Origin of the sequence: Pseudomonas sp. PDM22, from assembly GCF_014851965.1 — a bacterium.
Lineage (GTDB): Bacteria > Pseudomonadota > Gammaproteobacteria > Pseudomonadales > Pseudomonadaceae > Pseudomonas.
The window spans coordinates 406659-431281 of record NZ_JACVAR010000001.1 but is presented as its reverse complement, the minus strand read 5'-3'; the positions used below and the strand labels follow the sequence as shown (position 1 = coordinate 431281).

Here is a 24623-nt window from a genome sequence, read left to right as displayed (position 1 = left end):
TCGCGCGCATGGGCTGGGCGCCCCCGCGCGTCCTACAGTGGCTGGTGATCAACCGAACAGCCAACGCAGGATCAGCACCAGCAGAACGACCGCGAGTACAGGACGGCCGATGCGGTAGGCCTTGGGATAGGCACGTTTGAACACCTTCACCTTGCTGCCCACGGCATCGCCCAGGCGAATCAGCACCGAGTAGGCCTGGTTGATCCCGCCGACGCGCTCGCCCTCGACGTTCTGCGGCGCCGTGGCGCGCCCGAGGAAAGCGCTGACGCGGCGGTTGATGCGGGTCAGCAGCGGCGACTTGAGCGGCCGTTCGATATCGCAGAAGAGGATCAGGCGCGATTCGTCCGTCTCGTTCTTCACCCAGTGGACGAAGGTCTCGTCGAACATCACATCCTGGCCGTCGCGCCAGGCATAGGGCTGGCCATCGACGAAGATGCGGCACTCGTCGGAGTTCGGCGTGGCCAGGCCGAGGTGATAGCGCAGCGAGCCGCCGTAGGGGTCGCGGTGCTTGTTCAGGTGGCTGCGCGGCGGCAGGCGGGTGAACATCGCGCCCTTGACGTTGGGGATGCTGCTCACCAGTTCCACGGTCTTGGGGCACAACTGCTGCGCCGAGGGCAGGGGGCCGTCGTACCAGGTCAGGTAGAAGCGGGTCCAGCCCTTCTTGAAGAAGGAGCCGAAGCCGGCCTCGTTGTTGTTCAGGGCGTCGCGGATGTAGCCCTCGTCGAACAGCTGCTCGGCTTCCTCGCGGATCATCTGCCAGTTGTCGCGCAGCTTGTCGAGTTCGGGGAAGCGCTCGCGGTCCAGGTAGGGCTTGGACGGCACGCTGGAGTTCAGGTACATCAGCGAGTTGTAGGGCGCGAACCAGGCGGAGTGGTTCACGACCTGGCGCAGGAAGGGCAGCCGCACCTTGCCGCGCAGGTGCACGTAGAGAATGGCGACGAGGAAGATGGCCAGTACCGCGAGAACGATGAGCTTCAGCATGGAGGTTACGAGTCCGCTCCAGATGAGTGATTTCGAGCCAGGCACTTGCGCTGCGCTGGCACAGGCCCGAGGATTATACCCCCTGAGGACGATCCCGCCGCACCTATGCGTTGGTCTGGGATTTGTCCTGCATCACTATGGGCTGTTGGAGAGCCTTGATTCATGAGCATGTCATTGCGTGATCAGTTGCTGAAAGCCGGGCTGGTCAACGAGAAGCAGGCCAAGCAGGCCGGCAAGCAGAAACAGAAGCAGCAGCGCCTGGAGCACAAGAACCAGGTTGCCAAGGACGACAGCCAGCGTCAGGCGGCCCTGCAGGCCCAGGCCGAGAAGCAGGCCCGCGACGCCGAGCTGAACCGTCAGCAGCAGGAAAAGGCCGACAAGAAGGCCAAGACCGCACAGATCAAGCAACTGATCGAAGGCACGCGCCTGCCGAAACTGGAGTCGGACGACTACTACAACTTCGTCGACAACAAGAAGGTCAAGCGCATCGCGGTCAACGACATGGTCCGCGACAAGCTCAGCCGCGGCAGGCTGGCCATCGTCAGCTACGACGGCCGCTACGAGATCGTGCCGCGCGATGCCGCGCTGCGCATCCAGGAGCGCGACGAGCGTCGCATCATCGTCCTCAGCGAACCCAGCGGCGAGCCGGACGAGGACGATCCGTACAAGGATTACGTGGTGCCCGACGACCTCATGTGGTGAGGGCGTGGCGGCTGCTCAGCCGGCCGCCTGCAGCTCCACCCTTCCGAACAGCGCCTGCGCCGACAAAGGCGTAATGGCGTGCAGACGGTCCAGCCGGAACTCCCGGCTGGCATCGTCCACCCGCACCTCGAGAAACTCCTCCAGCACTCCGCCCGCGGTCCTTCGCGTGTGCGTGGTGAAGGCCTGGGCGTCGAACGCCAGGCCGTCACGCAGCTCGATACGCAGCCAGTAGCGGTAGAGGCAGGCGATCTCCAGATAGTCATGGAGATCGCAGTGCAACGGCTGGTAGTCGCTCATACCGCCCGGCCTTATTTCAGGTCGGCCAGGGAGGCGCCGAAGTTCAGGTGCAGCACCTGCCCATCGACCACCAGCGCCGGTACGGATTTCACCCCGGCAGCCTCGGCTTCGGCCACGCGCGGCGACTGCTCGCCCAGGTGCACCACTTCGACCTCGCGGTTCAGCAACGGCAGCAGTGCGCGCTCGGCTTCGACGCAGACGGGGCAACCGGCATGGTAGTAAACAGCTTTGCTCATGATCCTTCTCCTGATTGATTATGTATCGATTCGATACCAGTTCAGTCTGCGTGCGAAAAGAACCTTCTGTCAAACTGGTTTTTGATCGATACTATCTATCGGAGGGATCAGCCCATGACCGATACGACCCTGTACGACTACCTCGAACGCATCGCCAGCCTGATGCGTGCCTGGGCCCGCGAGCAGCCGCTGATGGCTGATCTGCAGCCGATCCAGCTGAGCGCACTGAACTACCTGGCGCGCTGTAACCGCTATTCGAATACGCCGCTGGGGGTGACGGACTTCCTTGGGCTGACCAAGGGCACGGTGTCCCAGTCGTTGAAGGCACTGGAGGCCAAGGGGCTGATCGCGAAGCGTCCGGATGCGCAGGACCGTCGCAGTGTGCACCTGGAGCTGACGCCGGAGGGCAGGGGGCTGATCGATGCGCTGGTGCCGCCTGCTTTCCTGCGCCGCGCCGAAGAGTCGCTGGGGGAGCGCAGTGAGTTGCTGGTCGAGTTGCTGCGCGAACTGCTGGCGACCGTGCAGCGCCAGGAGAACGTGCCGGGGTTCGGTCTGTGCCGTACCTGTCGCTTCCACCAGAAGCTGGATGACGGCGCGCTTTGCGGGCTGACGGGGGAAAGACTGGAAGCGCGTGAGGGCGAACTGATCTGCCGCGAGCACGCAGCGCCTGACGAGGCGGCCTGAGCGGCCTTCTCCGGAAAATTCACGGGCATGAAAAAGCCGGGCATCTGCCCGGCTTTTTCATGGCACAGAAGTTATCAGAAGCGATAGGTCATCTGCGCGGTCAGGCCGTGGGCGCTGTTGTCGTACTTGGCGCTGTAGGCCGGCTGCAGTTGCATACCTGCCAGTTCCTGACCGTCCGGCTGGTTTACGCCGGCGGTGGATTCCCACAGGTAGGCGTAGGCCACGTCGAAGGTCATGTCGGCGTTAGGCGAGTAGCCGGCGCCCAGGGTGAAGATCTTGCGATCGCCCACCGGGATACGCACGGTACGGTGCTCGTTGGTGGTCGGCGACGGATCGTAGGCGAAGCCGGTACGCAGGACCCACTGGTCGTTGAACTGATAGGAGGTACCGATCGCGGCGGACCAGGTGTCGTGCCAGCTCAGGTCTTCGCCGATGGTGTCGAACGCGGCCAGCGGGGCGCCGGTGTTCTGTACCTCGATGGACTTCAGACGGCTCCAGCGCGTCCAGGTGGTGCCACCGTAGACGGTCCAGCGGTCATCCAGCTTCTGGGTGATGGACAGGTCCAGGGACTCGGGCAGGGTGATGTCCAGGCTGGCGTCCATGCGCGAGTCGAACAGGCCGGCAGGCGAGTTGGACACGGTGGTGTGGCCTTCGAGCTCGTACTTCACCTTGGAGTGGTAGGTGGCGCCGATGGAGGTGCTGTCGGTCGGGGTGATCAGCAGGCCGACGTTGAAACCGGTGGCAGTGTCGTCGCCCTTGATGCTGATCTTGGTGTCGCCGCCGTTGCCACCCAGGGCGCCGTTCAGCGCGCCGGTGTTCAGGTAGTTCTCCAGCTTGCCGTCGATGCGGTTGATGGTCGGACCGAAGCCGACCGCCACCACGTCGTTGAACTTGTAGCTGATGGTCGGCTGGACGGTGATCACCTGGACCTTGCTGTAGGAACCGTGGGAACGGCCCTGGAAGCCACTTTCGTAGTCGTTGATGATGCCGTAGGGCACATAGACGCCCAGGCCGATGCTGACCTTGTCGTCCAGCGGGGTGGAGAAGTAGCCGAAGGGAACGGCAGCAACCGGGACGGAGTCACCCTTGTTGGAGCCCGAGGCAGAGCTGTGGGCGTCGCTGATGTCGTCCTTGGCGGACACCACGGCCAGACCGCCGCTGACTTCAGTTCGCTTGAGCTTGGAAATGCCGGCAGGGTTGCCGTAGATGGTGCTGGCGTCCAATGCCGAGGAAGCGCGGCCCGCGTAGGCGGTACCGGCGCCGCTGGCGCTCTGCTCGTTGATGGCGATGCCGTTGGCAAGCACCTGAGCGGAGGCAGCGCTAATGGTCAGTGCGAGGGTGGTCTTGAGCCATGTTGTTTTCATTGTAAGAGCAACTCCTGTGTTTATCGGCGCGCAAGCTACCAAGATTCCCGGGTCTTGGGTAGTGGTCGGCAGGCGCTCTACCTTGGGCTTCGGGGCTCAAACGAGCGTTCCATCTGAATGATGTCCGTTCGTCGCTGTATGTAAATAATTTCTGACCGATCGGTCACCATCTGGATGAGGGATGTTCAGGCGACCCGACTGAAATTTCCGACGTAGCTGTGCCAGGCGTCGACGAAGTCGTGGAGGCGTCCGTGAGGGTGGAAAACCTGGCGCCACACGCGTGCCAGCTCCATGGGGTCGTCCGTCAGCGGCAGGGGCAGGTGCTCCGCCTCAACCAGCATCCAGGCGATGGCGGTGCTGTAGCGCAGGTTGACCGTGAGTTCGAGGTGCGGTGCGTCGAGGAAGGCATGCTGGCTGGCCAGCCCTCGCACGCGGCTGGCCAGCTCGGGGTCCAGCGCCAGGAATCCATCCCAGAGCGTCTGGTGCCGTTGTTCACCAATGCGATACAGCCCGTGGCCATGGCTGTCATCGAGGGCGCTCCCCAGCGCCGACTGACAGGCCGCTGCCCCCAGCAGCAGCGATTCGGCCGCGACACTGTGACGCCCCAGATAATGCAGGGTGGGGCGAATCACATACTGGCAAAGATCGTTCGCGGCGATTCCCATGACATCCTCGTCATCAATGACCGGCGGGGCTGGGCGTCTTGGCAGCTTCTGATGATTATCCTCGGCCCCGCCGGAAGCGGACTTAGCCGCTCGAATTGAAGTGTAGTGCGATGAAGATGATGTAAAGGCCTGTTTTTAAACTGTTTGGTCGGCGCAGCTTTCCTTCATATTCCTTCTGGCGATTAGATGCTCGGTGGTAACTCCGGCATCGCAGAGAGCTTTTCCTCGGCCTCTTCGTGGCCCTGGTCCGCCGCCTTCTGGTACCAGGCGCGGGCCTGTGCGGGGTTCTTCGCCACGCCGCGACCCTTGGCGTAGCTTTCGCCCACCTCGTACTCGGCGTCCACGTCGCCCTGTTCGGCGGACAGCAGATAGAGGGCGAAGGCCTTCTTGTAGCTGCGGGTCACGCCGGTGCCGTTCTCGTACATGATCGCGAGGTTGTACTGGGCATCCTTGTCGCCCTGGTCGACGGCCTTCTGGTACCAGTACACCGCCTTGGTCGAGTCCTGCTCCACGCCATCGCCATTGTCGTAGGCGTTGCCGAGGTTGTACTGGGCGCAGGCGTGGCCCTGCCTGGCGGCTTTTTCGTACCAGTAGGCGGCTTTCTCGTAGTCCTGGTCGTACTCGTCACTGCCGGAGTCGTACTCCAGACCCAGGGTGTACTGGGCGCTGGCGTGGCCGGCCTTGGCCGCTTTCACCAGGTCCTCGCCGTAGAGGTCGGACCACTGGTCCTGGATGGCGCAGGGCGTTGCTTCCAGCGCGACGGCATAGAGCGGGGCGGTGCTGCACAGGCCCAGCAGCAGGCTGGCGAGCAGGGTTTGGCGGATGCGCGAAGGCATGGGATCACTCCTTTGAAGAATGGGCACGAGTCTGACCGATGCCCTGACACCTATCCATAGGAACGGGAGGCGCCGGTGTGAAGCGCCTTCCGTTTTTTCCGCCAGAGCGGGGAGGTCAGTCGCCTTTTGCCACCGGGTGGCGGGCATCGGTGATCCATTCGCTCCAGGAACCGGCATACAGGCGACCCAGCGGGTAGCCTGCCAGGCTCAGGGCGAACAGGTTGTGGCAGGCGGTGACGCCGGAGCCGCAGTAGGCCACCAGGTCTTCGGCCGGGCGTCCGCGCAGCAGGCCGGCGAAGCGCTGGTGCAGGTGTTCCGGGCGCAGGAAGCGGCCGTCGTTGCCGAGGTTGTCGGTGAAGGCGGCGCACTGGGCGCCGGGAATGTGCCCGGCGACCGGGTCGATGGGTTCGACCTCGCCACGGAAACGCGGCAGGCCGCGGGCATCGATCAGCGGCAGTTCGGCCCCGCCGAGTTTCGCGGCCAGTTCGCCGGCGCTGATCAGCAGGCTGTTGTCCGGCTCACCCTTGAAGTCGCCGGGGCGCAGCGGTGTTTCGGCGGTCGTCAGGCGCAGGCCGGCGTTGCGCCAGGCGGTCAGGCCGCCGTCGAGCAGGTACACGCCCTCGCTCTTGCCCAGCCACAGCAGCAGCCACCAGGCGCGGGCGGCGAAGGCGCCGGGGCCGTCGTCATACAGCACCACTTCACTGTCGGCGTTCAGGCCCCAGGCACGCAGGTGTTCCTGCAGATGCTGCGGATCGGGCAGCGGATGGCGCCCCGTGACGCCCGGAATCACCGGGGAGGAAAGGTCCCGGTTGAGGTCGGCGAAGTGCGCGCCGGGGATGTGGTTCTCCAGGTAGCTGCGAGCGCCGTAGGCCGGGTCTTCGAGGGCGAAACGGCAGTCGAGCAGGACGAGATTCGGGTCATCGAGGCGGGCGGCCAGTTGCTCGGGCGTGAGCAGGCGGGCTTGGGTCATGGGCGCGTTCCTGTGTCGTGACGGGGCTTGGGCGCATCATAAGGCTTGTACGATGAAAAGTTGGTGGGAGTTGGCGAACATGCACGACCAGCAATCGGCACCGCGCAAGGCGGGCCCGCTGCGCGTCGCCCTGGTGGGACTGGCGACCGTTCTGATTACCCTGGGCTACAGCGTCCGGGTCCTGACACTGGGAGCCATCGGCCGGTTGCGCCGCGCCAAGGTCGACGGTTTTACCCGCGACTGGTCCGGTAGCCTGCTGCGCCTGACCGGCGCGCGCATGAGTCGCCATGGGGAGGTGCCGGACTTCGGCGACGGCCGTCGCTACATGATCCTCTGCACCCATTCCAGCTTCTACGACATCCCGGCGATCTTCGTGACCATGCCCGGATCGATCCGCATGCTCGCCAAGCGCGAGCTGTTCGCCGTGCCGGTCTGGGGCGCGGCGATGCGCGCGGCGGAGTTCCCGTCCATCGACCGGCACAACCGCCACCAGGCCATGGCTGACCTGGCGAAGGCGCGGGAAATGATGGAGAGCGGCATCGTCCTCTGGGCCGCGCCCGAGGGCACGCGCTCCAAGGATGGCAAGCTGCAGCCGTTCAAGAAGGGCTGCTTCCGCCTGGCTCAGCAGACCGACGCGATCATCGTCCCGGTGGCTATTCGTGGCATCCAGCAACTGCTGCCGGCGGGCGGCCTCAAGCTGAACCTCGGCATGCCGGTAGAGGTGCATGTCGGTGCGCCGATCGATTCCACCCAGTTCACCGAGCGCGGCGTCGATGCGCTGATGGGCGAGGTGCGCGAGCGCATGCTGGAGCTGCTGGAACCCGCCGCCGTGCCCGCACCGGCGCCTGCCCTGAAGGAGCAGACGCCGGCCTGAAGCGTCCTGGGAGCCGGCGCCTTTCAGTGGATCGGCAGCCGGCCGATGCGGTCGTTCTCCAGGCTGCCCAGGTAGAGCACGCCGTTCACCGGCTTGGCCGAAGTCACCATGCGCAGGTGCTGGCCGCTGGTGTCATGCAGGCTGCGCACGATCTCGCCTTTCTCGTTCACCTGGATCACCAGGCCGTAGGGCACCGGCTTGGGTAGCACGGCGCGCGGCAGCTTGGTGAGCTGGCGTTTCAGCCAGGGCATCTGCTGGATCATGTCGGCGTCGGCCTTGCGCGGCGAGGGCAGGGCAACCCAGAAGGTGCCGCTGCGGTCGCTGGCAAGGTTGTCCGGCAGGCCGGGCAGGTTGTCGATGAAGACATCGTGCTGCCCGGCCTTCTCGCCCTTGAGCCAGTAACGGGTGATGCGGTAGCGGTAGGTCTCGTTGACCAGCACGAAGTCCTCGTTCTGCGACAGCGCCACGCCATTGGCGAAGTACAGGTCCTTGAGCAGCGTTTCGGTCTTGCCGGTGGCCGGGTCGTAACGCAGCAGGCGACCGTGAGGGCGGGCTTCGAGCAGGTCGAGGATGTAGTCGGGCTGGTGGAAGCGGCTGGACGCGTCGCTGAAATAGATGCGGCCATCGCTGGCGATGTCCAGGTCGTCGGTGAAGGCGAAGGGAACGCCGTCGGCCGAATCGGTCAGCACGCGGATCTTGCCCTGCGGGTCGATCTCCAGCAGGCCCTTCCAGGCGTCGGCGACGATCAGCTTGCCGCTCTTGTCGAACGCCAGGCCCAGGGGGCGGCCGCCGGTCTCGACGAAGGTCTCGGCCTTGCCGTCGGCGCCGATGCGCACGATGCGCCCGTCATCCAGCCCGGCGAAAACCCGGCCCTGGCTATCCACGGCGGTGTCCTCCGGGCCGACGATCTGGCCCTGGGCGAGCAGTTCGGCTTTCATCAGGGTGTCGTTGGGTTCCATCACGCCGGTCATCGGTGGCGCCTTGGGCGGCGTCCAGGCCAGCGGGTCGATGGGGCTGGGCGTGAGCGCCAGGTAGACCGCGACGGCTACGGCCAGCAGGACGACCAGTCCGAGAAGCTTTTTCATGCGCAAGCTGCCTTCTTGTTGTTGTGGGCGGGGCAAAGCGTAGAGATTGCCATGCAGTTGTCACAGACCGATGGCCGAGTGGAATGCTCGCACATCATGCATCTCTATATACTGCGCGCACCGAAACGAAGGAGATGTTCGTGACTGTCCTCGACATTCAGTGGATTCGCGACGATGCCACCCTGGAGCGCAAGTGCCAGGACTGGAAAGAACTGCCTTACCTCGCGCTCGATACCGAGTTCATGCGTGTCGATACCTTCTACCCGGCTGCCGGGCTGGTGCAGGTGGGCGACGGCAGCGGCGTGTGGCTGATCGACCCGCTGCTGATCCGCGACTGGTCGCCGTTCGCTGCCGTGCTGGAGTCGCCGGTGGTGGTCAAGGTGTTCCATGCCTGCGGCGAGGACCTGGAAGTCTTCCAGCGCCTGACCGGCAGCCTGCCGCAGCCGCTGTTCGACACCCAGCTGGCCGCCGCCTACCTGGGCATGCCGCATTCCATGGGGTATTCCAAGCTGGTGCTGGAAATCCTCGGCCTCGACCTGCCCAAGGACGAAACCCGCTCCGACTGGCTGCAGCGTCCGCTGACCGACATGCAGGTGCGCTATGCGGCCGAGGACGTGCAGCACCTGGCCGAGGTCTACGTGAAGCTCGCCCCGCGCCTGAGCGACGAGAAGCTGCAGTGGCTGCTGGCCGACGGCACCGACCTGACCAGCAACCAGAGCCGCGTCAGTGACCCGCAGGAGGCCTACCTCGACGTCAAGCTGGCGTGGAAGCTGGGTCGCCAGCAACTGGCCGTCCTGCGCGAGCTGTGCGTCTGGCGCGAGGAGCAGGCGCGGTTGCGCAACAAGCCGCGCAACCACATTCTGCGCGAGCACACGCTGTGGCCATTGGCGCGCTTCCAGCCGGCCGACAAGGTCGCCCTGGCGCGTATCGACGACATGCACCCGCGCACTGTGCGCCAGGACGGCGACACCCTGATCGCACTGATGGCCCACGCGGCGAAGCTGCCCGAAGCCGTCTGGCCGCAGACCCTGCCCGAGCCGCTGCCGCGGGAGATCACCCCGGTGCTGAAGAAGCTGCGCGAAGTCGGCCAGAAGGAAGCCGAGCGCCTGGAGATGGCGCCCGAGCTGATGCTGCGCAAGAAAATTCTCGAAGCCCTGCTCAAGACCGGTTGGCCCAACGGCCCCTACCAACTGCCCGATTCGCTGCAAGGCTGGCGCCGCGAGCTGATGGGGCAGGCCCTACTGGACAGCCTGGCTGCCCCTACTGCCGAATAACGCGGAAAGCACCGATATGAAACGCATCTGCTCCATCTACAAGAGTCCGCGCAAGAACGAGATGTACCTGTACGTCGACAAGCGCGAAGCCCTCAGCCGCGTGCCCGAGGCGCTGCTGGTCGCCTTCGGCGCGCCGCAGCACGCCTTCGATCTGGTGCTGAGCCCCGAGCGCCAGCTGGCCCGGGAAGACATCAACGTGGTGCTGGAAAACATCGAGAAACAAGGTTTCCACCTGCAGATGCCGCCGGCGGAGGAGGAGTACATCCAGCACCTCCCTGAGGAATTGCTGCGCCGGAACGACCCGGTCTGATCCGGACCGCATCGTCACTCCCTTCAGGCCGCGTATTCGCCCAGTGCTGGCACTGTGCAAATATGCGGCCTGAGCGCATTATGCAGGGGTAAAAAGGGTTCAACGGAGCGGAACGCTTGGTCTCTGGCTGTGTCTATAGCCGCCTGACTTCCCTAGAACTGACGACGATTTCCCCAGGGAAGCTCCCTTGAAGCGAGTCCAGATGCGCCAGCCGGAAATACTCCACCGTTCGAAGCGAAAGGCCTGACCATGCGCCTGCTCGTACTCGATCGCGAACACGCCCTCTACGCCGCCCTGCTGATGGCGGCCGAGCCCCGGTTGACGGTGATCTCCGGCAACAACCCCGACACCCTGGTGGAAGCGGCGGCCGAATGCCCCGTGTGGCTCGGCGAGCCCACCCTGGCGGCGCAACTGTTGCGCCAGGGCGTGCACCCGGTCTGGATCCAGTCCAGCTGGGCCGGTATCACCCCGCTGCTGGCCGACGACCTCCCCAAGGATTACGCCCTGACCCGCGCCGTCGGCATCTTCGGCCAGGTCATGACCGAATACCTGCTCACCTACATGCTCGCCCACGAACGCCAGTTCCTCGGCCGCCTGGCCAGCCAGGTCGGCGTGCAGTGGGACGACCGCGCGCCCGGCAGCCTGAGTGGCCGGCAGATCCTCATCGTCGGCACCGGCGAGATCGGCCAGGCCGTGGCGCACATGCTGGCGCCCTTCGGCGTGGAACTGGTTGGCGTGGCGAAGAACCCGCGTTCGCTGGTGCCGTTCGGGCGCATGGGCGGGCTGGATGACCTGCCGCGCCTGGCCGAGACCGCCGACTACGTGATCAACCTGCTGCCCGACACGCCGGAAACCGCGGATATCTTCAACCTCGCGCTGTTCCAGCGGATGAAGCCCACCGCGCTGTTCCTCAACGCCGGGCGTGGCACTTCGGTGGTGGATGAGGACCTGGTAGCAGCGCTGGAAGCCAACCAGCTGGCCGGTGCGGTGATCGATGTCTGCCGCCAGGAGCCGCTGCCGACTTCGCACCCGTTCTGGCACACGCCGCGCCTGCTGCTGACCGGCCATACCGCCGCGCCGACGCTGCCGAGCCTGCTGATCGACCTGTTCCGCGACAACCTCACGCGCTTCTGGGCGGGGCAGGCCATGCGCGGCGAGGTGGATTTCTCCCGCGGTTACTGACCGCTGCGGACATGAAAAAGGCCCCATTCGGGGCCTTTTTCTTTTGGCTTTTCTGTTGGAGCGAGGGGGACGCCTAGTTACTGCTCGCGAACCGGGGCACTCCGCAGTCAACCTGTAGGAGCGGGCCATGCCCGCGATCGCGCGCATGGCGTATTGCCCGTCAGAGCGAGAAATCACCCTCGGCCACGATTTCCGCCAGCGGGCGGCGGGCATTGGGCACTTCGCGGGCCTGCAGGCTCTCGGCGAGGATCGACTTGTCGCCCAGCTTGCCGATGGCGATCACCGCGTGGATTTCATGGTCCGCCGGGACCTTCAGCTCGGTGCGCGCCAGTTCGCGGTCGAAGCCGGCCATGCCGTGGGTGTGCCAGCCCGCCAGGCTCGCCTGCAGGGCGAGGAAGCCCCAGGCCGAGCCCGTGTCGAAGCTGTGCCACAGGGCGGGCTTCTCCTCGCTGGAGCCGGGCGGGGCGAAGGTGGTCTTGGACAGCACCACCACCAGCGCCGAGGCGTGCTGCGCCCAGCCGCGATTGAACTCGCCCAGCAGGTTCAGGTAACGCTGCCAGTTCGGCGTGTCACGCAGGGCGAAGAGAAAGCGCCAGGGCTGCGAGTTGAAGGAGGACGGCGCCCAGCGCGCGGCCTCGATGAAGCTCAGCAGGGTCGCTTCGGGAATGGCTTCGCCGCTGAAGGCGCGGGGCGACCAGCGATTGATGAACTGCGGGTCGATCGGGTGCTCGGAAACGCGAGGGTTGGCGCTCATGGTGGCTCCTTGAAGGGCGTGGAATCTGCCGATGGTGCCGTGGTCGGCCGGGCATCGCGGTGGGATCGGGCGGTTAGCGGGTCTCGCGGCGCTGGCAGAAGGCAGTCGGAGCGGGCCCGTGGGGCGATCAAACTAACCAGCGCGGCCCGCTCTGGCAAGCGCTGCGCGGTCAATGGTCGCCTGCGCTTGGCCTGCGCGCACGACGGGCTTAGACTTTGCGCCCCGTGAAATTGCCCCTGACTAAAAAATGGCCGCCAAAGTCGAACCCTTCTGGAAACGCAAGACCCTCGACCAGCTCGATCAGGAAGAGTGGGAGTCGCTGTGCGACGGCTGCGGCCTGTGCTGTCTGCAGAAGCTGGAAGACGAGGACGATGGCACCGTCTACTACACGCGCATCGCCTGCAAGCTGCTGGACCTGAAGACCTGCCGCTGCACCGACTACGCCAACCGCCGCGCCAGCGTCCCGGACTGCATCCAGCTCACCCCGGCCCAGGCCGACGAGTTCCAGTGGCTGCCGCCGACCTGCGGCTACCGCCTGGTGTCCGAGGGCAAGGACCTGCCGCTGTGGCACCACCTCGTCTGCGGCGATCCGGACGCGGTGCATCACGAGCGCATTTCCCAATCCGGGCGCATGCTCGCCGAAGGTTCGGTGCCCGAGGACGACTGGGAAGAGCACCTGATCTTCCGCGCTGGCTGATCCTTCCGTCAGCAGCGGCCCCCGTGGCATGCTGCGCGTCTGCCGTCCCGGAGCCGCGCCATGCCCAGCCTCGAAAGCCTCAGCCTGTTCTTCATCGCCACCCTCGCGCTCAACCTCACGCCCGGGCCGGACATGCTCTATGTCGCCTCGCGTTCGGCTGCACAAGGCACGGCGGCGGGCCTGATGTCGACCCTCGGGATCGGTGCCGGCTGCGTGGTGCACATGCTGGCCGCGGCGTTCGGCCTTTCGGCGCTGCTGATGATGTCCAGCGTGGCTTTCGGTGTGCTCAAGTGGCTGGGCGCGCTCTACCTGGTCTGGCTCGGCGTGCAGCTGGTCCGTGGCGCCTGGCGCGAGCAGAAACGCACCGAGCTCGAGCCCGCGCGCCTGAGCCGGGTGTTCCTGCAGGGCATGCTGGTCAACGTGTTCAACCCCAAGGTGGCGCTGTTCTTCCTCGCCTTCCTGCCGCAGTTCGTGCCCGCAGGCAGCCCGAACTTCGTGCTGCAGATTCTCTGCCTCGGTCTGCTGTTCAACCTCGGTGGTTGCCTGGTGAACGCCGTGGTCTCGGTGGTCGCCGGACGGGTCGGTCATCGCGTGGGCAGCAACCCGACCTGGCGGCGCTGGCAGCAGACGGCCTCGGGCGGGCTGATCGTCGCCATGGGCGTCGGCCTGGCTGTCAGTAGCCGACGCTGAGGGGTATTCAGGCCGGCGTGCGTAGCCAGTAGCAGGCTTCCTCGCCGGTCAGCGGAGCTTCTTCGTCCGGTAGCTCCACGCGTTTTTCCCACAGCGGGAACCAGCGGTCGTCCTTCACGTCATCGATAGTGGCCGGGCGCACCTTGGCGCGGAAGCGCCTTTCGCAGGCGCCCCACTGCACGTAGTTGACCTGCGCCTCGATCAGGCTCACGGCGTTGGCGCCACCGCGCGCGTCGGGGAAGCAGAGCTGCAGGTGGTCGTCTTCCCAGAAGCAGATCTCGCAGATTTCGTACGACCCCGGAGGGTCGCCGAAACTGAAGTAGCCGCAGCAGGGGCAGGTGTAGAGCATCAGGCGTTGCCTTCGATGCCCAGCACCTTGAACAGGAAGGCGTATTCCAGCGCCACGTCCTTCAGGCCCTGGTAGCGGCCACTCATGCCGCCGTGGCCGGCGCCCAGGTCGGTCTTGAGCAGCAGCAGGTGCTCGTCGGTCTTGCTGACGCGCAACTTGGCAACCCACTTGGCGGCTTCCCAGTACTGCACGCGGCTGTCGTTGTAGCCGGCGACCACCAGCAGGGCGGGGTAGTCCTGCGCGCTGACGTTCTCGTAGGGTGCATAGGCGCGGATGCGGGCGTAGACCTCCGGCTCCTGCGGGTTGCCCCACTCGTCGTACTCGGTGACGGTCAGCGGCAGGTCGGGGTTGAGCATGCTGTTGAGTACATCGACGAAGGGCACTTCGGCGATGGCCGCGGCGAACAGCTGCGGGCGCTGGTTGAGCACCGCGCCGATCAGTAGGCCGCCGGCGCTGCCGCCGCTGATCGCCAGCTGCGCCGGGGTACTGTAGCCGTGGTGGAGCAGGTGTTCGGCACAGGCGATGAAGTCGCTGAAGGTGTTCTGCTTGTGCTCCAGCTTGCCGGCGCGGTACCAGGCTTCGCCCAGTTCGCCGCCGCCACGCACGTGGGCGATGGCGAAGACGAAGCCGCGCTCCAGCAGGCTCAGGCGGGCGTGGGAGAACCAGGGGTCGAGGCTCTCGCCATAGGCGCCGTAGCCATAGAGGTAGAGCGGCGCCGGCTTGCCGCGGGCGATGTCTTCCAGCACCTCGCGGCGGCCGACCAGGCTGATCGGCACCTGCACGCCGTCGGCGGTGTCGGCCCAGAGGCGGCGGCTTTCGTAGGCGTCGGCGTCGAACGGACCTTCCACCGGGGTCTGCTTGAGGACTTTCTGTTCGCCGCTGGCGAGGTCCAGCTGGCGGATCTGCGCCGGGCGGTTGAGCGCCTCGTAGCGCAGGCGGATCACCGCGCTGTCGAACTCCAGGCTGTCCTGCACGTAGAGGTTGTAGGCGGCGTCCGGCAAATCGACGCGGTGCGCTGGCCGGCCGTGTGGGTGGACTTCGACGATCGGCAGGCCGCCTTCGCGCAGGCTCAGGGTGAGCGCGCTGGCGCTCAGGGTCAGGCCTTCGAGCATCACGTCGTCGCGGTGCGCCACCAGCTCGATCCAGTGCGCGCGGGTCGGCTGCGCTTCGCTGGCGTGGTAAAGGGCGAAGTTGATGCCGGTCTGGTTGCTGCGGATCAGCCAGGCCCAGTCATCCTCAAGACGGCCGTGGTCCGGGTAGTACTCGTGGCCTTCCTCGCGCGGCGCCAGGCAGACGAACTCGCCCTCGGGCGTACTGGCGTCCAGCACCCAGGCTTCGCTAGTGGTCTTGCTGTTCAGCAGCAGAATCAGCTGGCGCTCGGAGCTGGCGCGGTAGCAGTTGAGGAAGAAGCGCCCGTCGGGCTCCTCGAAGATCAGCTGTGCGCCGCTCTCGCCCAGGCAGTGGCGATAGAGCTTGTGCGGGCGGTGGGTATCGTCCAGCTCGCCGAAGAACAGGGTGCGGTTGTCGTTGGCCCAGGTGAGGCTGCCATCGCAGTCGTCGAAGGGCAGGGTGGTGACGCTGCCGTCAGCCAGATCCTTCACATAGAGGGTGTATATCTCGTCGCCGCTGGTATCCAGGCTGTAGGCCAGCTTCGAATGATCGGGGCTGATGCTGAAAGCGCCGACCGACAGGAAGCCGTCGCCGGCCAGCTCGTTCGGGTCGAGCAGCAACTGCTCGGCGCTCTCCTCGACGGTCAGCGAACCATCGGCCGGGCGCGGGCTGCGGTAGTGGCGCGGGTACTCGTCGCCGGCGGTGGTGCGCTGGTAGTAGAGCCAGGGGCCCCAGGGCGTGGGCAGCGACAGGTCGGTCTCGCGGATGCGGCCCTTGATCTCCTGGAACAGGGTTTCGCGCAATTTCGTCTGAGGAAGAAGTCGATCTTCCAGGTAGGCATTTTCTGCTTTCAGGTAGTCGAGGACGTCCTCGGCATCGCGGTTTTCCAGCCAGGCATAGGGATCGGCGGCGGCTTCGCGGCGGGCGATGGGGGGCTGACGGTCGGTCATGGCGGCTCCTCGGGGACGGCATGGATGACGCCCGGCTGCGCACCCATGGGGAAAAGCAGCTATCATACGCACCCCTCTGTCGACACCGCACGTACGCACGCGCATGAACGAACACGATTACACGCTTGCCTGGGGCGCTTATATTGCCGCCGGCCTTGGCCTGACCCTGGTCTGGTTCCTGATGACCGGCTGGATGTGGCGCTGGCTGCGCGAACCCCTGCGGGTGATCGTCATCGTCCTGCTGTTCACCCCGACCCCGGTGGACCCGGCGAACAACCTGTACGCCCCGGCGATCGCCATTACCGCGCTGGACGTGGTGTTCAAGGTTGGCAACAACGCTTGGCGCGCCGTCTCCGACCTCGCCCTGGTGCTGCTCGCCGCGTTCGGCCTGTACCTGCTGTTCGTGCTGATCCGCTGGCCACTGGAGCGTTCGCTGAAGAAGCGCCGCCAGGACAAGGAAGCGGAAGACGAGCCGACCCTGCGCCAGCTGATGCAGCCTGAACTGGTGGAAGGCGTGAACTCCCACCCCAGTGAGCGGCACGACAATCGTGCGCGGATCGAACCGCGCCTGTAGACCGACCTTGCGTCCTGCCCCGCACGCGTCCAGCATGAACTGAACGGCCTTTCGAGGAGTTCCCATGGACTGCGTGTTCTGCGCCATCGCGGCCGGTCGCGTGCCGGCCCGTATCCTCTACGAAGACGACCATTTCATCGTGCTGCTGGACATCTACCCGCTGCGCCCCGCGCACCTGCTGCTGGTGGCCCGCGAGCACGCGACCTTCCTGCACCAGCTATCCGAAGCGGCGCAGCAGGACCTGATCCCGCTGGCCGAGCGCATGGAGCGCGTGCTGCGTCGTGCCGGCTACGGGCGGGTCGGCATCAATCTGCTGGTGAACGATGGCCCCGCGGCCAACCAGCACGTCGAACATTTTCATCTGCACCTTATCCCGCGTGAGCTGAACGACCTGCCGGCCCTGCTGCTGCGCGTGCTCACGCGGTTCCTGCCGCTGGGGCGGAAAAGGATGCAGAATCGCCTGGAACGCGAGCTGCATCAGCTGCGCGAGGCACTGATGGAGGAGAACTGATTCATGTGCGAGTTGCTCGGCATGAGCGCCAACGTCCCGACGGACATCGTCTTCAGCTTCACCGGGCTGATGCAGCGCGGCGGCGGCACCGGCCCGCACCGCGACGGCTGGGGCATCGCCTTCTATGAAGGGCGCGGTGTGCGGCTGTTCCAGGACCCGTCCGCCAGCGTCGATTCGGAAGTCGCGCGGCTGGTGCAGCGCTACCCGATCAAGAGCGAGGCGGTGATCGGCCATATCCGCCAGGCCAACGTCGGCAAGGTCTGCCTGTCCAACACCCACCCGTTCGTGCGCGAAATGGGCGGGCGCTACTGGACCTTCGCCCACAACGGCCAGCTCGCCGACTTCCATCCCGAGCCCGGTCTCTACCGCGCGGTGGGCGACACCGACAGCGAAGCAGCCTTCTGCGATCTGCTCAACCGCGTGCGCCGTGCCTTCCCCGAGCCAGTGCCGGTGGAGGTGTTGCTGCCCACCCTGGTCACCGCCTGCGCCTCCTACCGCGAGAAGGGCGTGTTCAACTGCCTGCTCAGTGACGGCGACTGGCTGTTTACCTTCTGCAGCACCAAGCTGGCCTGGATCACCCGCCGCGCGCCATTCGGGCCGGCACGCCTGCGCGATGCCGACGTCACGGTGGACTTCCAGTCGGAAACCACACCCAACGATGTGGTCACGGTGATCGCCACCGAACCGTTGACTGACAACGAAAACTGGACCCTGATGCAGGGCGGCGAATGGATGCTCTGGTGGCGTGGCGAGATCGTCACCCAGGGCCGCATCTGATCGGGACGTGAAGCATTCCCGGAATGCCGGTGCGGCAAGCGGGAGAATCCGGCGTCGCCTTGCACATCCATAAGAACGAAGGGGGAAAGAATGCTGCGCAGCTACGTACGCATGGTGCTGTTTGCACTGGGGCTGATGGTCGCGGTCCAGGTGCCGGGCTTCATCAAGGATTACGCGCAACGCGTCGACGCCCATCGCATCGAGGCGACTCAGGCGCTGCAGGGCTTCAAGGACACATCGGGGCAGTTCTTCAAGGGTGACCTGAGTGCCCTGGTGGCGCATTACCGCGGGAGTGCCGACCCGGTCTTCCAGCGTGACGCCGACAACATCGAGCGCCTGATGCGCCGTGCCCAGCTGTTCGAGAATGAATGGCAGGCCCTGCAGGGCCCCTGGTACCAGCGCGCCCTGCACATGGTGACGGCGCCAAACCATGAATTGCTGCAGGAAACCTACGAGAACTACCGCTACCAGGTGGTGCTGGAGCCCGAGGCCATTGGCTGGGCGCTGGCCGGCGGGCTGCTGCTGGCGTGGATCGCCGAGGTGCTGATGGCTTCTCTGGCAGCCCTGGTTGGTCTGGGGGATAACCGTCGCGCCTCGCGGCGGCACTGGAACTGACGGTTATTCATAAGGGCGCGCTCCAGCAGGAGCGCGCCTGACTTGGCCTAGCGCGCCAGCGCTTCCTCCGGCGATTCGTGGCGGCGGTAGGGGAACACGTCGATCACTTTCCCCGCGCGAATCTGCTCCTGCAGTCCCTTCCAGTAATCCGCGTCGAACAGGTTGCCGTGCAGCTTGGCGAATTGCCGGCGCAGCTTCAGGTCGACGAACAGGAAGCGCGGGAACTCTTCCGGGAACACATCCATCGGCCCCACCGAGTACCAGGGCTCGGAGGACATCTCGTCTTCCTCGTAGCGCGCTGGCGGGATGTGGCGGAAATGGACTTCGGTGAGGTAGCAGATTTCGTCGTAGTCGTAGAACACCACGCGGCCATGGCGGGTGACGCCGAAGTTCTTCAGCAGCATGTCGCCGGGGAAGATGTTCGCCGCCGCCAGTTGCTTGATCGCCAGGCCGTAGTCTTTCAGCGCTTCTTCCACCTGCGCCGGCGTGGCGTGCTCCAGGTAGATGTTCAGCGGGGTCATGCGGCGCTCGGTCCAGCAGTGACGGATCAGCACCACGTCGCCTTCGAGCATCACGGTGGAGGGCGCGACGTCCAGCAGTTCGGCGAGGCAGTCGGGGTCGAACTTGCGTACCGGGAAGCGGAAGTCGGCGAACTGCTGGGTATCGGCCAGGCGCCCGACGCGGTCATGGTTCTTCACCAGCTGGTACTTCTGGATCACTGTGGCGTGGTCCACGGTCTTGGCCGGGTTGAAGTTGTCCTTGATGATCTTGAACACGGTGTTGAAGCCCGGCAGGGTGAACACGCTCATCACCATGCCGCGCACGCCGGGGGCCATGACGAAGCGGTCGTCGGTGGTCGCCAGGTGGTTGATCAGTGCGCGGTAGAACTCGCTCTTGCCCTGCTTGTAGAAGCCGATGGAGGTGTACAGCTCGGCGATGTGCTTGCCCGGCAGCAGGCGCTTGAGGAAGGCGACCATCTCGGCCGGCACCGGCGCGTCGACCATGAAGTAGGAGCGGGTGAAGGAGAAGATGATCGAGACTTCCGCCTCGTCGGTGATCACCGTGTCGAACTGGATGCCGCGCCCTTCGTGGTGCACCAGCGGGAACACCAGCGGCCACTGCTCTTCCGGGGTGAACAGGCGGCCGACGAGGTAGGCACCCTTGTTGCGGTAGAACACCGAGCCGATCAGTTCGATGGTCAGAGTCGGGTCCTTGCACACCCAGTCCGGCAGGTTGGCGTGCAGCAGGCTGTCCAGGCGCTGCAGGTCGCGTTCGCGGTCATCGTAGTCCACGGCGAAACGGTAGTCGTCGAAGATGCTTTCCAGCGCCTGGCGCAGCTGGCCGCCGGGGCGGTAGATACGGGTGTGCGGATCACGCGAATGGGCGCGCAGCGAGGGTCGGGTCGTGTGCACGAACATCGTGCCGTCGCTGATGTTGTCGTGGCTGAACAGGCCGCAGAAGATCGAGTTGAACCAGGTTTCCGCCAACTCATCGTCCAGCCGCGGGTCGATCAGGGTGATGTAGGCACTCTTGGCGATGGGCCAGCGCTCCACGTCCACCAGGTCGATGCCGGCCATGGCGCGGGTCAGTCTGCCCACGGTCTCGGCGACCATTTCCTCGTACAGTTCGATGCGTTCGGCGGAGGCGCGCTGGGCTTCCTGCCACTGTGCCTGCTCGAAACGCGCGGGCGCCCCGGCGGTGATCTGGTGGAACTTCGCGCGGTAGTCGTCGAAGCCTTCGAGGATCAGGGTCGCGATCTCGGTCGCCGGCCAGTGCTGAGCCATGGGAGCGCCTCTGCTGGGTTCTGGTGCAGCGAGCTTAGCCATGAGGAATCGGTTGGGAAAGGGCGGATTCGTCGGCATTTGACGCCGCTTTCCTGCAGATTTCGCGCGTATGCTGGTCAGCCCGTTCCCTCGAGCAATCGTTTTCGGCAAGGAGCTGATACCCGATGAGTGAGATTCACATCGAGCGCTGTACCGAACAGCACATCGACGCGTTGACTGCCCTTTACAACGACCCCGCCGTGGCTCGCCAGGTGCTGCAGATGCCGTATCAGGCTCCCGCCCTGTGGCGCAAGCGCATGTGCCTGGATGACGAGAGTCTGGTGACACTGGCGGCTGTGCATCAGGGTGAATTGGTAGGAACTGCCACCTTGGACAAGTGTTCGCGCGTGCGTCGTGGCCATTGCGGCAGCATCGGCATGGGCGTCGCGGTGGCTTGGCAGGGACGCGGCATTGGCACGCGGCTGCTGGCTGAACTGATGGACGTCGCCGACAACTGGATGGGCCTGCGTCGCGTCGAGCTGACCGTCTACACCGACAATGCGCCGGCCATCGCGCTGTACCGCAAGTTCGGTTTCGAGGTGGAAGGAACGCTGCGCGAATTCGCCCTGCGCGACGGCGTTTACGCCGACGTGCTGAGCATGGCTCGCCTGCGTCGTATCTGACAGTGGACTTTGAAAGTCAGCTATGGATGGATGGTGTCTGCCGCCGGCGTAGGCTGGTGGCTTACCTGCCCTGGAGCTTTTCGCGATGAATCCCGCTGCTCTGCTGAATATGTTCGGGCTGGCCGCCATCTGGGGCGCCAGCTTCCTGTTCATGCGCCAACTGGTGCCTGCCATCGGCGTGATGCCGACGGCGTTCTTCCGTGTGCTGCTGTCGGCCATCGGGCTGGTGGTGATCATGCTGGCCCTGCGCACGCGCTGGGATTTCCGCGGCAAGCTGGTGCGTCTTCTGCTGATCGGCGTGATCGCCTCTGGCATCCCGGTGCTGATGTACAGCCTGGCGGCGCAGTTCCTGCCGGCGGGGTATTCGGCGATCTTCAACGCCACCACGCCGCTGATGGGCGTGCTGATCGGTTCGCTGTTCTTCGGTGAGGCGCTCACCGGCGGCAAGGCGCTCGGCGTGCTGCTGGGGTTGGCGGGCGTAGCGGTGCTGACCCGCGCCGGCCCGGTCCCCTTCGATGCCCAGGTGCTCTGGGGCGCCGCCGCCTGCCTGGTGGCGACGACCTGCTACGGCTTCGCCGGGTATTTCACCAAGCGCTGGATCAACGACCAGGGCGGACTGGACTTCGCCGTCTCTGCCCTGGGCAGCCAGACGGGCGCAACCCTGTGCCTGCTGCCGTTCTTCCTCGGTACCAGCCTCGACATGCCGCTGGCGCCGTTGGCCGACCCGAAGATCCTGCTGGCGCTGGCCGGGCTGGGCTTCCTCTGCACGTCCTTCGCCTACGTCCTGTACTTCCGCCTGCTGGCCAGCATCGGCCCGCTGAAGACCATGACGGTGACCTTCCTGATTCCGCCGTTCGGTGTGTTCTGGGGCGTGCTGCTGCTGGATGAGTCGCTTTCCTGGGCGCACCTGCAGGGTGGTGTGCTGATTGCCCTGGCGCTGTGGCTGGTACTGCGCCCGGCGCCGCAGCCGAAGGCCGAGGCAGCCAACTGAGCGAAGCGCAGGCGAGGAACGATCCTCGCCTGCGTCCATCGGGGTTGGCTAGCGGTTATCCACAGCCTGTGTCGACTTGGATTCACGTGCCGGGGCTGCCGGGCGGAAGACCAGCATCAGGCCCAGCACGATCAGTCCCATACCTAGCAGGCCAAGCGCAGACAGGCGATTGCCGAACACCGCATAGTCCATCAGTGCCGTGACCGCCGGCACCAGGTAGAACAGGCTGGTGACGTTGACCAGGTTGCCCGCTGCGATCATCCGGTAGAGCAGCACGGTGGCCAGTACCGAGACCATCAGGCCCATCCACAGCGCACTGAGGATGAACGCGGCGTTCCACTCCACGTGCAGCGGCTGGAAGGGCGCGATGCCAATGCACAGCGCGAGCCCGGCCATGTACTGCAGGGGCAGTGTGCCCAGCGGGTTCTCGCGGATGTTCTTCTGCAGGATCGAGCCGCCGGTGATCGACAGTAGCGCCAGCAGGCAGCAGGCCAGGCCGGCGAAGGTCAGGCCTGACAGTCCGATGCTCTGGTAGACCACCATCACCAGCCCGATCAGACCCAGCGCGAGGCCGCCCAGTCGCGGGGCCGAATGCCGGCGTTCGAGCAGAAAGCTGGTCAGCATCGGCTGCACGCCCAGAACGGTGGCGATGACGCCGGGGGTGACGTGCAGGTCCAGCGCCATCAGGTAGAAGATCGGGTAGATGCCCAGCATCACCAGGCCGGTGAGCACGGCGTGGCGCACCTGCTTGCGCTCGCGCGGCCAGCGCAGGCCGATCAGCGGCGAGAGGATCAGCAGCGCCACCAGCGCGGTGCCGAAGCGGGCGATGAGGAAGACCATCGGCGAAGCATGGGCCAGGCCCCACTTGCTGATGATGGCGGCGCTGCTCCACAGCAGCACGAACAGGGAGGTGCTGGCCAGGGCGGCCAGGGAGGAACGGTTGAGCGAAATCATGCAATGCACCTGTCGTCAGGCAGATCACGACCGGCCATCAATAGGCCGGACACAGACCGGGCGCCGCGTCAGTTGAGCGCGGAAAACCAGGCGATGGAAAACGCGTGTGGCGTCAGAAGCTCACGCCGGGTGGCGGGTAGGCCGCACCGGGAGGCGGAGGCGACGCAACAGCGACGACAGGGGGCGGGGGAGGGCAGGCCGCGCCCGCACCCGCGCCGCAGGCCGGGGAGGCTGCAACGGTGATTGCCGGATCGGGCAATGGGTATCGGGACATGGAAGGCGAACCTGTTCAGTGGGGCAGCATCTGTGCTGCGTGGGCTGACTATAGCGGCCCGGATCGCCGCTGGCGAGCCCTGTGCGAGTTGCGCGGCAAAGCGCGACTTGCGCGACGAAAACGACAACGCGCGGCCGGGGCCGCGCGTTGTCAGGCAAGGGTGACGCTTACTTGCCGGTCTTGATGGTGTTCCAGGTGCGGGTACGCACGCGGTCGATCTTCATTGGCATGGATTCGAGGGCGAACAGCTTGGCCATCTTGTCCTGCGGCGGGTAGATCGCAGGGTCTGCCTTGATCGCCTTGTCCACCAGCGGGTCGGCAGCCAGGTTGCCGTTGGCGTAGTGCACGTAGTTGCTCACGCCAGCCATTACTTCGGGGCGCAGCAGGTAGTTCATGAAGGCGTAGGCAGCCTTCTCATCCGGTGCGTCGTTGGGCATGGCGACCATGTCGAACCACAGCGGCGAGCCTTCCTTCGGCGTGGAGTACTGGATTTCCACGCCGTTCTTGGCTTCCTTGGCGCGGGTGGCGGCCTGCAGGATGTCGCCGGAGAAGCCGACGGCTACGCAGATCTCGCCGTTGGCCAGGTCGCTGACGTACTTGGAGGAGTGGAAGTAGCGGATGTACGGACGCACCTTGAGCAGCGCTTCCTCGGCCTTCTTGTAGTCATCCAGTTTCTGGCTGTGATGCGGCAGGCCCAGGTAGTTCAGCGTGATCGGCAGCAGCTCCGGGCCGTTGTCCAGCACCGCTACGCCGCACTTGGCCAGCTTCTCCATGTACTCGGGCTTGAAGAAGATGTCCCAGGAGTCGATCGGCGCGTTGTCGCCCAGCACTTCCTTGATCTTGGCCGGGTTGTAGCCGATGCCGGTGGTGCCCCACAGGTAGGGGAAGCCGTGCTCGTTGCCCGGATCGTTCACTTCCAGTGCCTTCATCAGCACCGGGTTGAGGTTCTTCCAGTTCGGCAGCTGGCTCTTGTCCAGCTTCTTCAGCGCGCCGGCCTGGATCTGCTTGGCCATGAAGTGGTTCGACGGCACCACGATGTCGTAACCGGATTTGCCGGTCATCAGCTTGCCATCGAGGGTCTCGTTGCTGTCGTAGACGTCGTAGGTCGCCTGGATGCCGGTTTCCTTGGTGAAGGTCGGCACGGTGTCCGGGGCGATGTAGTCGGACCAGTTGTAGATCTTCACGTTATCGGCCTGGGCGGCGCCGGCGGCAACGGAGAGGGAGAGTGCAAGGGTGGAGAGCAACGGGGCGGAAATTTTCATTCTTGTGTTCCTGACAACGGTGCGGAAAGCCCGGGCCATCCGCGAAAGATGGGCGACGCTTCGTCGCGGGCTGCGCAAGAATTAACCATTTTGCCGGAACATGGCGAGGGGCCATGGCTGCCTGCGGGTCCGCAGACAGCGCATGTGACCCGAGCCGCACCGATTCGGAACGGCAGGTAGGAATCCGCCCCGCAGAGGGGCGGAATAGA

General features: G+C 65.4%; 28 protein-coding genes. 14 read left to right on the top strand and 14 right to left on the bottom strand.

Translation table 11 applies throughout. The annotated features are described in order from the left end of the window. Positions 1-48: 48 nt before the first annotated feature. A complete protein-coding gene (locus IB255_RS02045; protein WP_081520295.1) occupies positions 49-981 on the bottom strand; it encodes an aspartyl/asparaginyl beta-hydroxylase domain-containing protein in 933 nt (310 codons plus the stop codon). A 162-nt stretch (positions 982-1143) separates the two neighbouring features. On the opposite strand from IB255_RS02045, the gene IB255_RS02040 reads away from it, so the two are divergent. Next, entirely contained in the window at positions 1144-1683 is a 540-nt protein-coding gene (locus tag IB255_RS02040; protein WP_081520296.1) for a DUF2058 domain-containing protein, read from the top strand. A gap of 15 nt (positions 1684-1698) precedes the next feature. Here IB255_RS02040 and IB255_RS02035 read toward each other — a convergent pair whose 3' ends face one another. Both IB255_RS02035 and IB255_RS02030 read right to left on the bottom strand, forming a co-directional pair. Beyond that, complete coding sequence (locus IB255_RS02035; protein WP_081520297.1) at positions 1699-1980, bottom strand: Rho-binding antiterminator; 282 nt, start codon at positions 1978-1980, stop codon at positions 1699-1701. Between the two features lie 11 nt (positions 1981-1991). Then, positions 1992-2216 carry a thioredoxin family protein gene (locus IB255_RS02030; protein ID WP_081520298.1) on the bottom strand — a complete coding sequence of 75 codons (225 nt, stop codon included), beginning with the start codon at positions 2214-2216 and terminating at the stop codon, positions 1992-1994. A 114-nt stretch (positions 2217-2330) separates the two neighbouring features. Between IB255_RS02030 and IB255_RS02025 the strand changes: the two genes are divergently transcribed. Then, positions 2331-2900: a MarR family winged helix-turn-helix transcriptional regulator gene (locus IB255_RS02025; RefSeq protein ID WP_081520299.1), complete on the top strand. Its 570-nt coding sequence runs from the start codon at positions 2331-2333 to the stop codon at positions 2898-2900. A 74-nt stretch (positions 2901-2974) separates the two neighbouring features. Here IB255_RS02025 and IB255_RS02020 read toward each other — a convergent pair whose 3' ends face one another. The 4 genes from IB255_RS02020 to IB255_RS02005 all read right to left on the bottom strand — a co-directional run bounded on the left by IB255_RS02020 (position 2975) and on the right by IB255_RS02005 (position 6735). Further along, a complete protein-coding gene (locus IB255_RS02020; protein WP_081520300.1) occupies positions 2975-4264 on the bottom strand; it encodes an outer membrane protein transport protein in 1290 nt (429 codons plus the stop codon). Positions 4265-4449: 185 nt separating this feature from the next. Further along, positions 4450-4929, bottom strand: coding sequence for a hypothetical protein (locus tag IB255_RS02015; protein ID WP_045212402.1), 480 nt, complete (start codon positions 4927-4929; stop codon positions 4450-4452). A gap of 182 nt (positions 4930-5111) precedes the next feature. Continuing rightward, positions 5112-5765 (bottom strand): tetratricopeptide repeat protein, encoded by a 654-nt coding sequence (locus tag IB255_RS02010; RefSeq protein WP_192209744.1) that lies wholly within the window; start codon positions 5763-5765, stop codon positions 5112-5114. A 115-nt stretch (positions 5766-5880) separates the two neighbouring features. After that, positions 5881-6735 (bottom strand): sulfurtransferase, encoded by an 855-nt coding sequence (locus IB255_RS02005; RefSeq protein WP_192209743.1) that lies wholly within the window; start codon positions 6733-6735, stop codon positions 5881-5883. A gap of 79 nt (positions 6736-6814) precedes the next feature. Here IB255_RS02005 and IB255_RS02000 point away from each other — a divergent pair, with 79 nt between their 5' ends. Further along, a complete protein-coding gene (locus IB255_RS02000; RefSeq protein ID WP_192209742.1) occupies positions 6815-7609 on the top strand; it encodes a lysophospholipid acyltransferase family protein in 795 nt (264 codons plus the stop codon). A 23-nt stretch (positions 7610-7632) separates the two neighbouring features. Here IB255_RS02000 and IB255_RS01995 read toward each other — a convergent pair whose 3' ends face one another. Beyond that, positions 7633-8694, bottom strand: a complete 1062-nt coding sequence (locus IB255_RS01995; RefSeq protein WP_192209741.1) for an SMP-30/gluconolactonase/LRE family protein — start codon at positions 8692-8694, stop codon at positions 7633-7635. A gap of 134 nt (positions 8695-8828) precedes the next feature. On the opposite strand from IB255_RS01995, the gene rnd reads away from it, so the two are divergent. The 3 genes from rnd (at position 8829) to IB255_RS01980 (ending at position 11460) form a co-directional block, all read left to right on the top strand. Then, positions 8829-9968: a ribonuclease D gene (rnd, locus tag IB255_RS01990; protein WP_081520305.1), complete on the top strand. Its 1140-nt coding sequence runs from the start codon at positions 8829-8831 to the stop codon at positions 9966-9968. A gap of 16 nt (positions 9969-9984) precedes the next feature. Beyond that, positions 9985-10278 carry a YcgL domain-containing protein gene (locus tag IB255_RS01985; protein ID WP_045212389.1) on the top strand — a complete coding sequence of 98 codons (294 nt, stop codon included), beginning with the start codon at positions 9985-9987 and terminating at the stop codon, positions 10276-10278. A gap of 249 nt (positions 10279-10527) precedes the next feature. Continuing rightward, complete coding sequence (locus IB255_RS01980) at positions 10528-11460, top strand: D-2-hydroxyacid dehydrogenase (protein ID WP_081520306.1); 933 nt, start codon at positions 10528-10530, stop codon at positions 11458-11460. A gap of 160 nt (positions 11461-11620) precedes the next feature. On the opposite strand, the gene IB255_RS01975 is transcribed toward IB255_RS01980, so the two are convergent. After that, positions 11621-12214: a nitroreductase family protein gene (locus IB255_RS01975; protein ID WP_081520307.1), complete on the bottom strand. Its 594-nt coding sequence runs from the start codon at positions 12212-12214 to the stop codon at positions 11621-11623. A gap of 247 nt (positions 12215-12461) precedes the next feature. Between IB255_RS01975 and IB255_RS01970 the strand changes: the two genes are divergently transcribed. Then, positions 12462-12911, top strand: coding sequence for a YcgN family cysteine cluster protein (locus IB255_RS01970; protein ID WP_081520308.1), 450 nt, complete (start codon positions 12462-12464; stop codon positions 12909-12911). A 60-nt stretch (positions 12912-12971) separates the two neighbouring features. Then, positions 12972-13601: a LysE family translocator gene (locus tag IB255_RS01965; protein WP_081520309.1), complete on the top strand. Its 630-nt coding sequence runs from the start codon at positions 12972-12974 to the stop codon at positions 13599-13601. Positions 13602-13608: 7 nt separating this feature from the next. Here IB255_RS01965 and IB255_RS30900 read toward each other — a convergent pair whose 3' ends face one another. Together IB255_RS30900 and IB255_RS01955 are read right to left on the bottom strand one after the other, a co-directional pair. After that, on the bottom strand, positions 13609-13950 hold the full coding sequence (locus tag IB255_RS30900; protein WP_081520310.1) for a CPCC family cysteine-rich protein: 342 nt from the start codon (positions 13948-13950) through the stop codon (positions 13609-13611). Next, positions 13950-16010: a S9 family peptidase gene (locus tag IB255_RS01955; protein WP_081520311.1), complete on the bottom strand. Its 2061-nt coding sequence runs from the start codon at positions 16008-16010 to the stop codon at positions 13950-13952. The genes IB255_RS30900 and IB255_RS01955 overlap by 1 nt, the downstream gene beginning before the upstream one ends. Before the next feature lie 103 nt (positions 16011-16113). Between IB255_RS01955 and IB255_RS01950 the strand changes: the two genes are divergently transcribed. The 4 genes from IB255_RS01950 to IB255_RS01935 all read left to right on the top strand — a co-directional run bounded on the left by IB255_RS01950 (position 16114) and on the right by IB255_RS01935 (position 18487). Then, a complete protein-coding gene (locus IB255_RS01950; RefSeq protein WP_081520312.1) occupies positions 16114-16584 on the top strand; it encodes an MFS transporter in 471 nt (156 codons plus the stop codon). A gap of 64 nt (positions 16585-16648) precedes the next feature. Further along, complete coding sequence (locus IB255_RS01945) at positions 16649-17095, top strand: HIT family protein (protein WP_081520313.1); 447 nt, start codon at positions 16649-16651, stop codon at positions 17093-17095. A 3-nt stretch (positions 17096-17098) separates the two neighbouring features. Further along, entirely contained in the window at positions 17099-17872 is a 774-nt protein-coding gene (locus tag IB255_RS01940; RefSeq protein WP_045212370.1) for a class II glutamine amidotransferase, read from the top strand. A 90-nt stretch (positions 17873-17962) separates the two neighbouring features. Continuing rightward, positions 17963-18487, top strand: a complete 525-nt coding sequence (locus tag IB255_RS01935; protein WP_081520314.1) for a DUF2937 family protein — start codon at positions 17963-17965, stop codon at positions 18485-18487. A 47-nt stretch (positions 18488-18534) separates the two neighbouring features. On the opposite strand, the gene aceK is transcribed toward IB255_RS01935, so the two are convergent. Then, a complete protein-coding gene (gene aceK, locus IB255_RS01930; protein ID WP_081520315.1) occupies positions 18535-20271 on the bottom strand; it encodes a bifunctional isocitrate dehydrogenase kinase/phosphatase in 1737 nt (578 codons plus the stop codon). A gap of 164 nt (positions 20272-20435) precedes the next feature. On the opposite strand from aceK, the gene IB255_RS01925 reads away from it, so the two are divergent. Both IB255_RS01925 and IB255_RS01920 read left to right on the top strand, forming a co-directional pair. Beyond that, positions 20436-20933 carry a GNAT family N-acetyltransferase gene (locus IB255_RS01925; RefSeq protein WP_081520316.1) on the top strand — a complete coding sequence of 166 codons (498 nt, stop codon included), beginning with the start codon at positions 20436-20438 and terminating at the stop codon, positions 20931-20933. An 85-nt stretch (positions 20934-21018) separates the two neighbouring features. Then, entirely contained in the window at positions 21019-21924 is a 906-nt protein-coding gene (locus tag IB255_RS01920) for a DMT family transporter (protein ID WP_081520317.1), read from the top strand. A gap of 48 nt (positions 21925-21972) precedes the next feature. Here IB255_RS01920 and IB255_RS01915 read toward each other — a convergent pair whose 3' ends face one another. Both IB255_RS01915 and IB255_RS01910 read right to left on the bottom strand, forming a co-directional pair. Next, on the bottom strand, positions 21973-22878 hold the full coding sequence (locus tag IB255_RS01915; protein ID WP_081520318.1) for a DMT family transporter: 906 nt from the start codon (positions 22876-22878) through the stop codon (positions 21973-21975). Between the two features lie 441 nt (positions 22879-23319). Next, complete coding sequence (locus tag IB255_RS01910) at positions 23320-24414, bottom strand: polyamine ABC transporter substrate-binding protein (RefSeq protein ID WP_081520319.1); 1095 nt, start codon at positions 24412-24414, stop codon at positions 23320-23322. Positions 24415-24623: the final 209 nt, after the last annotated feature.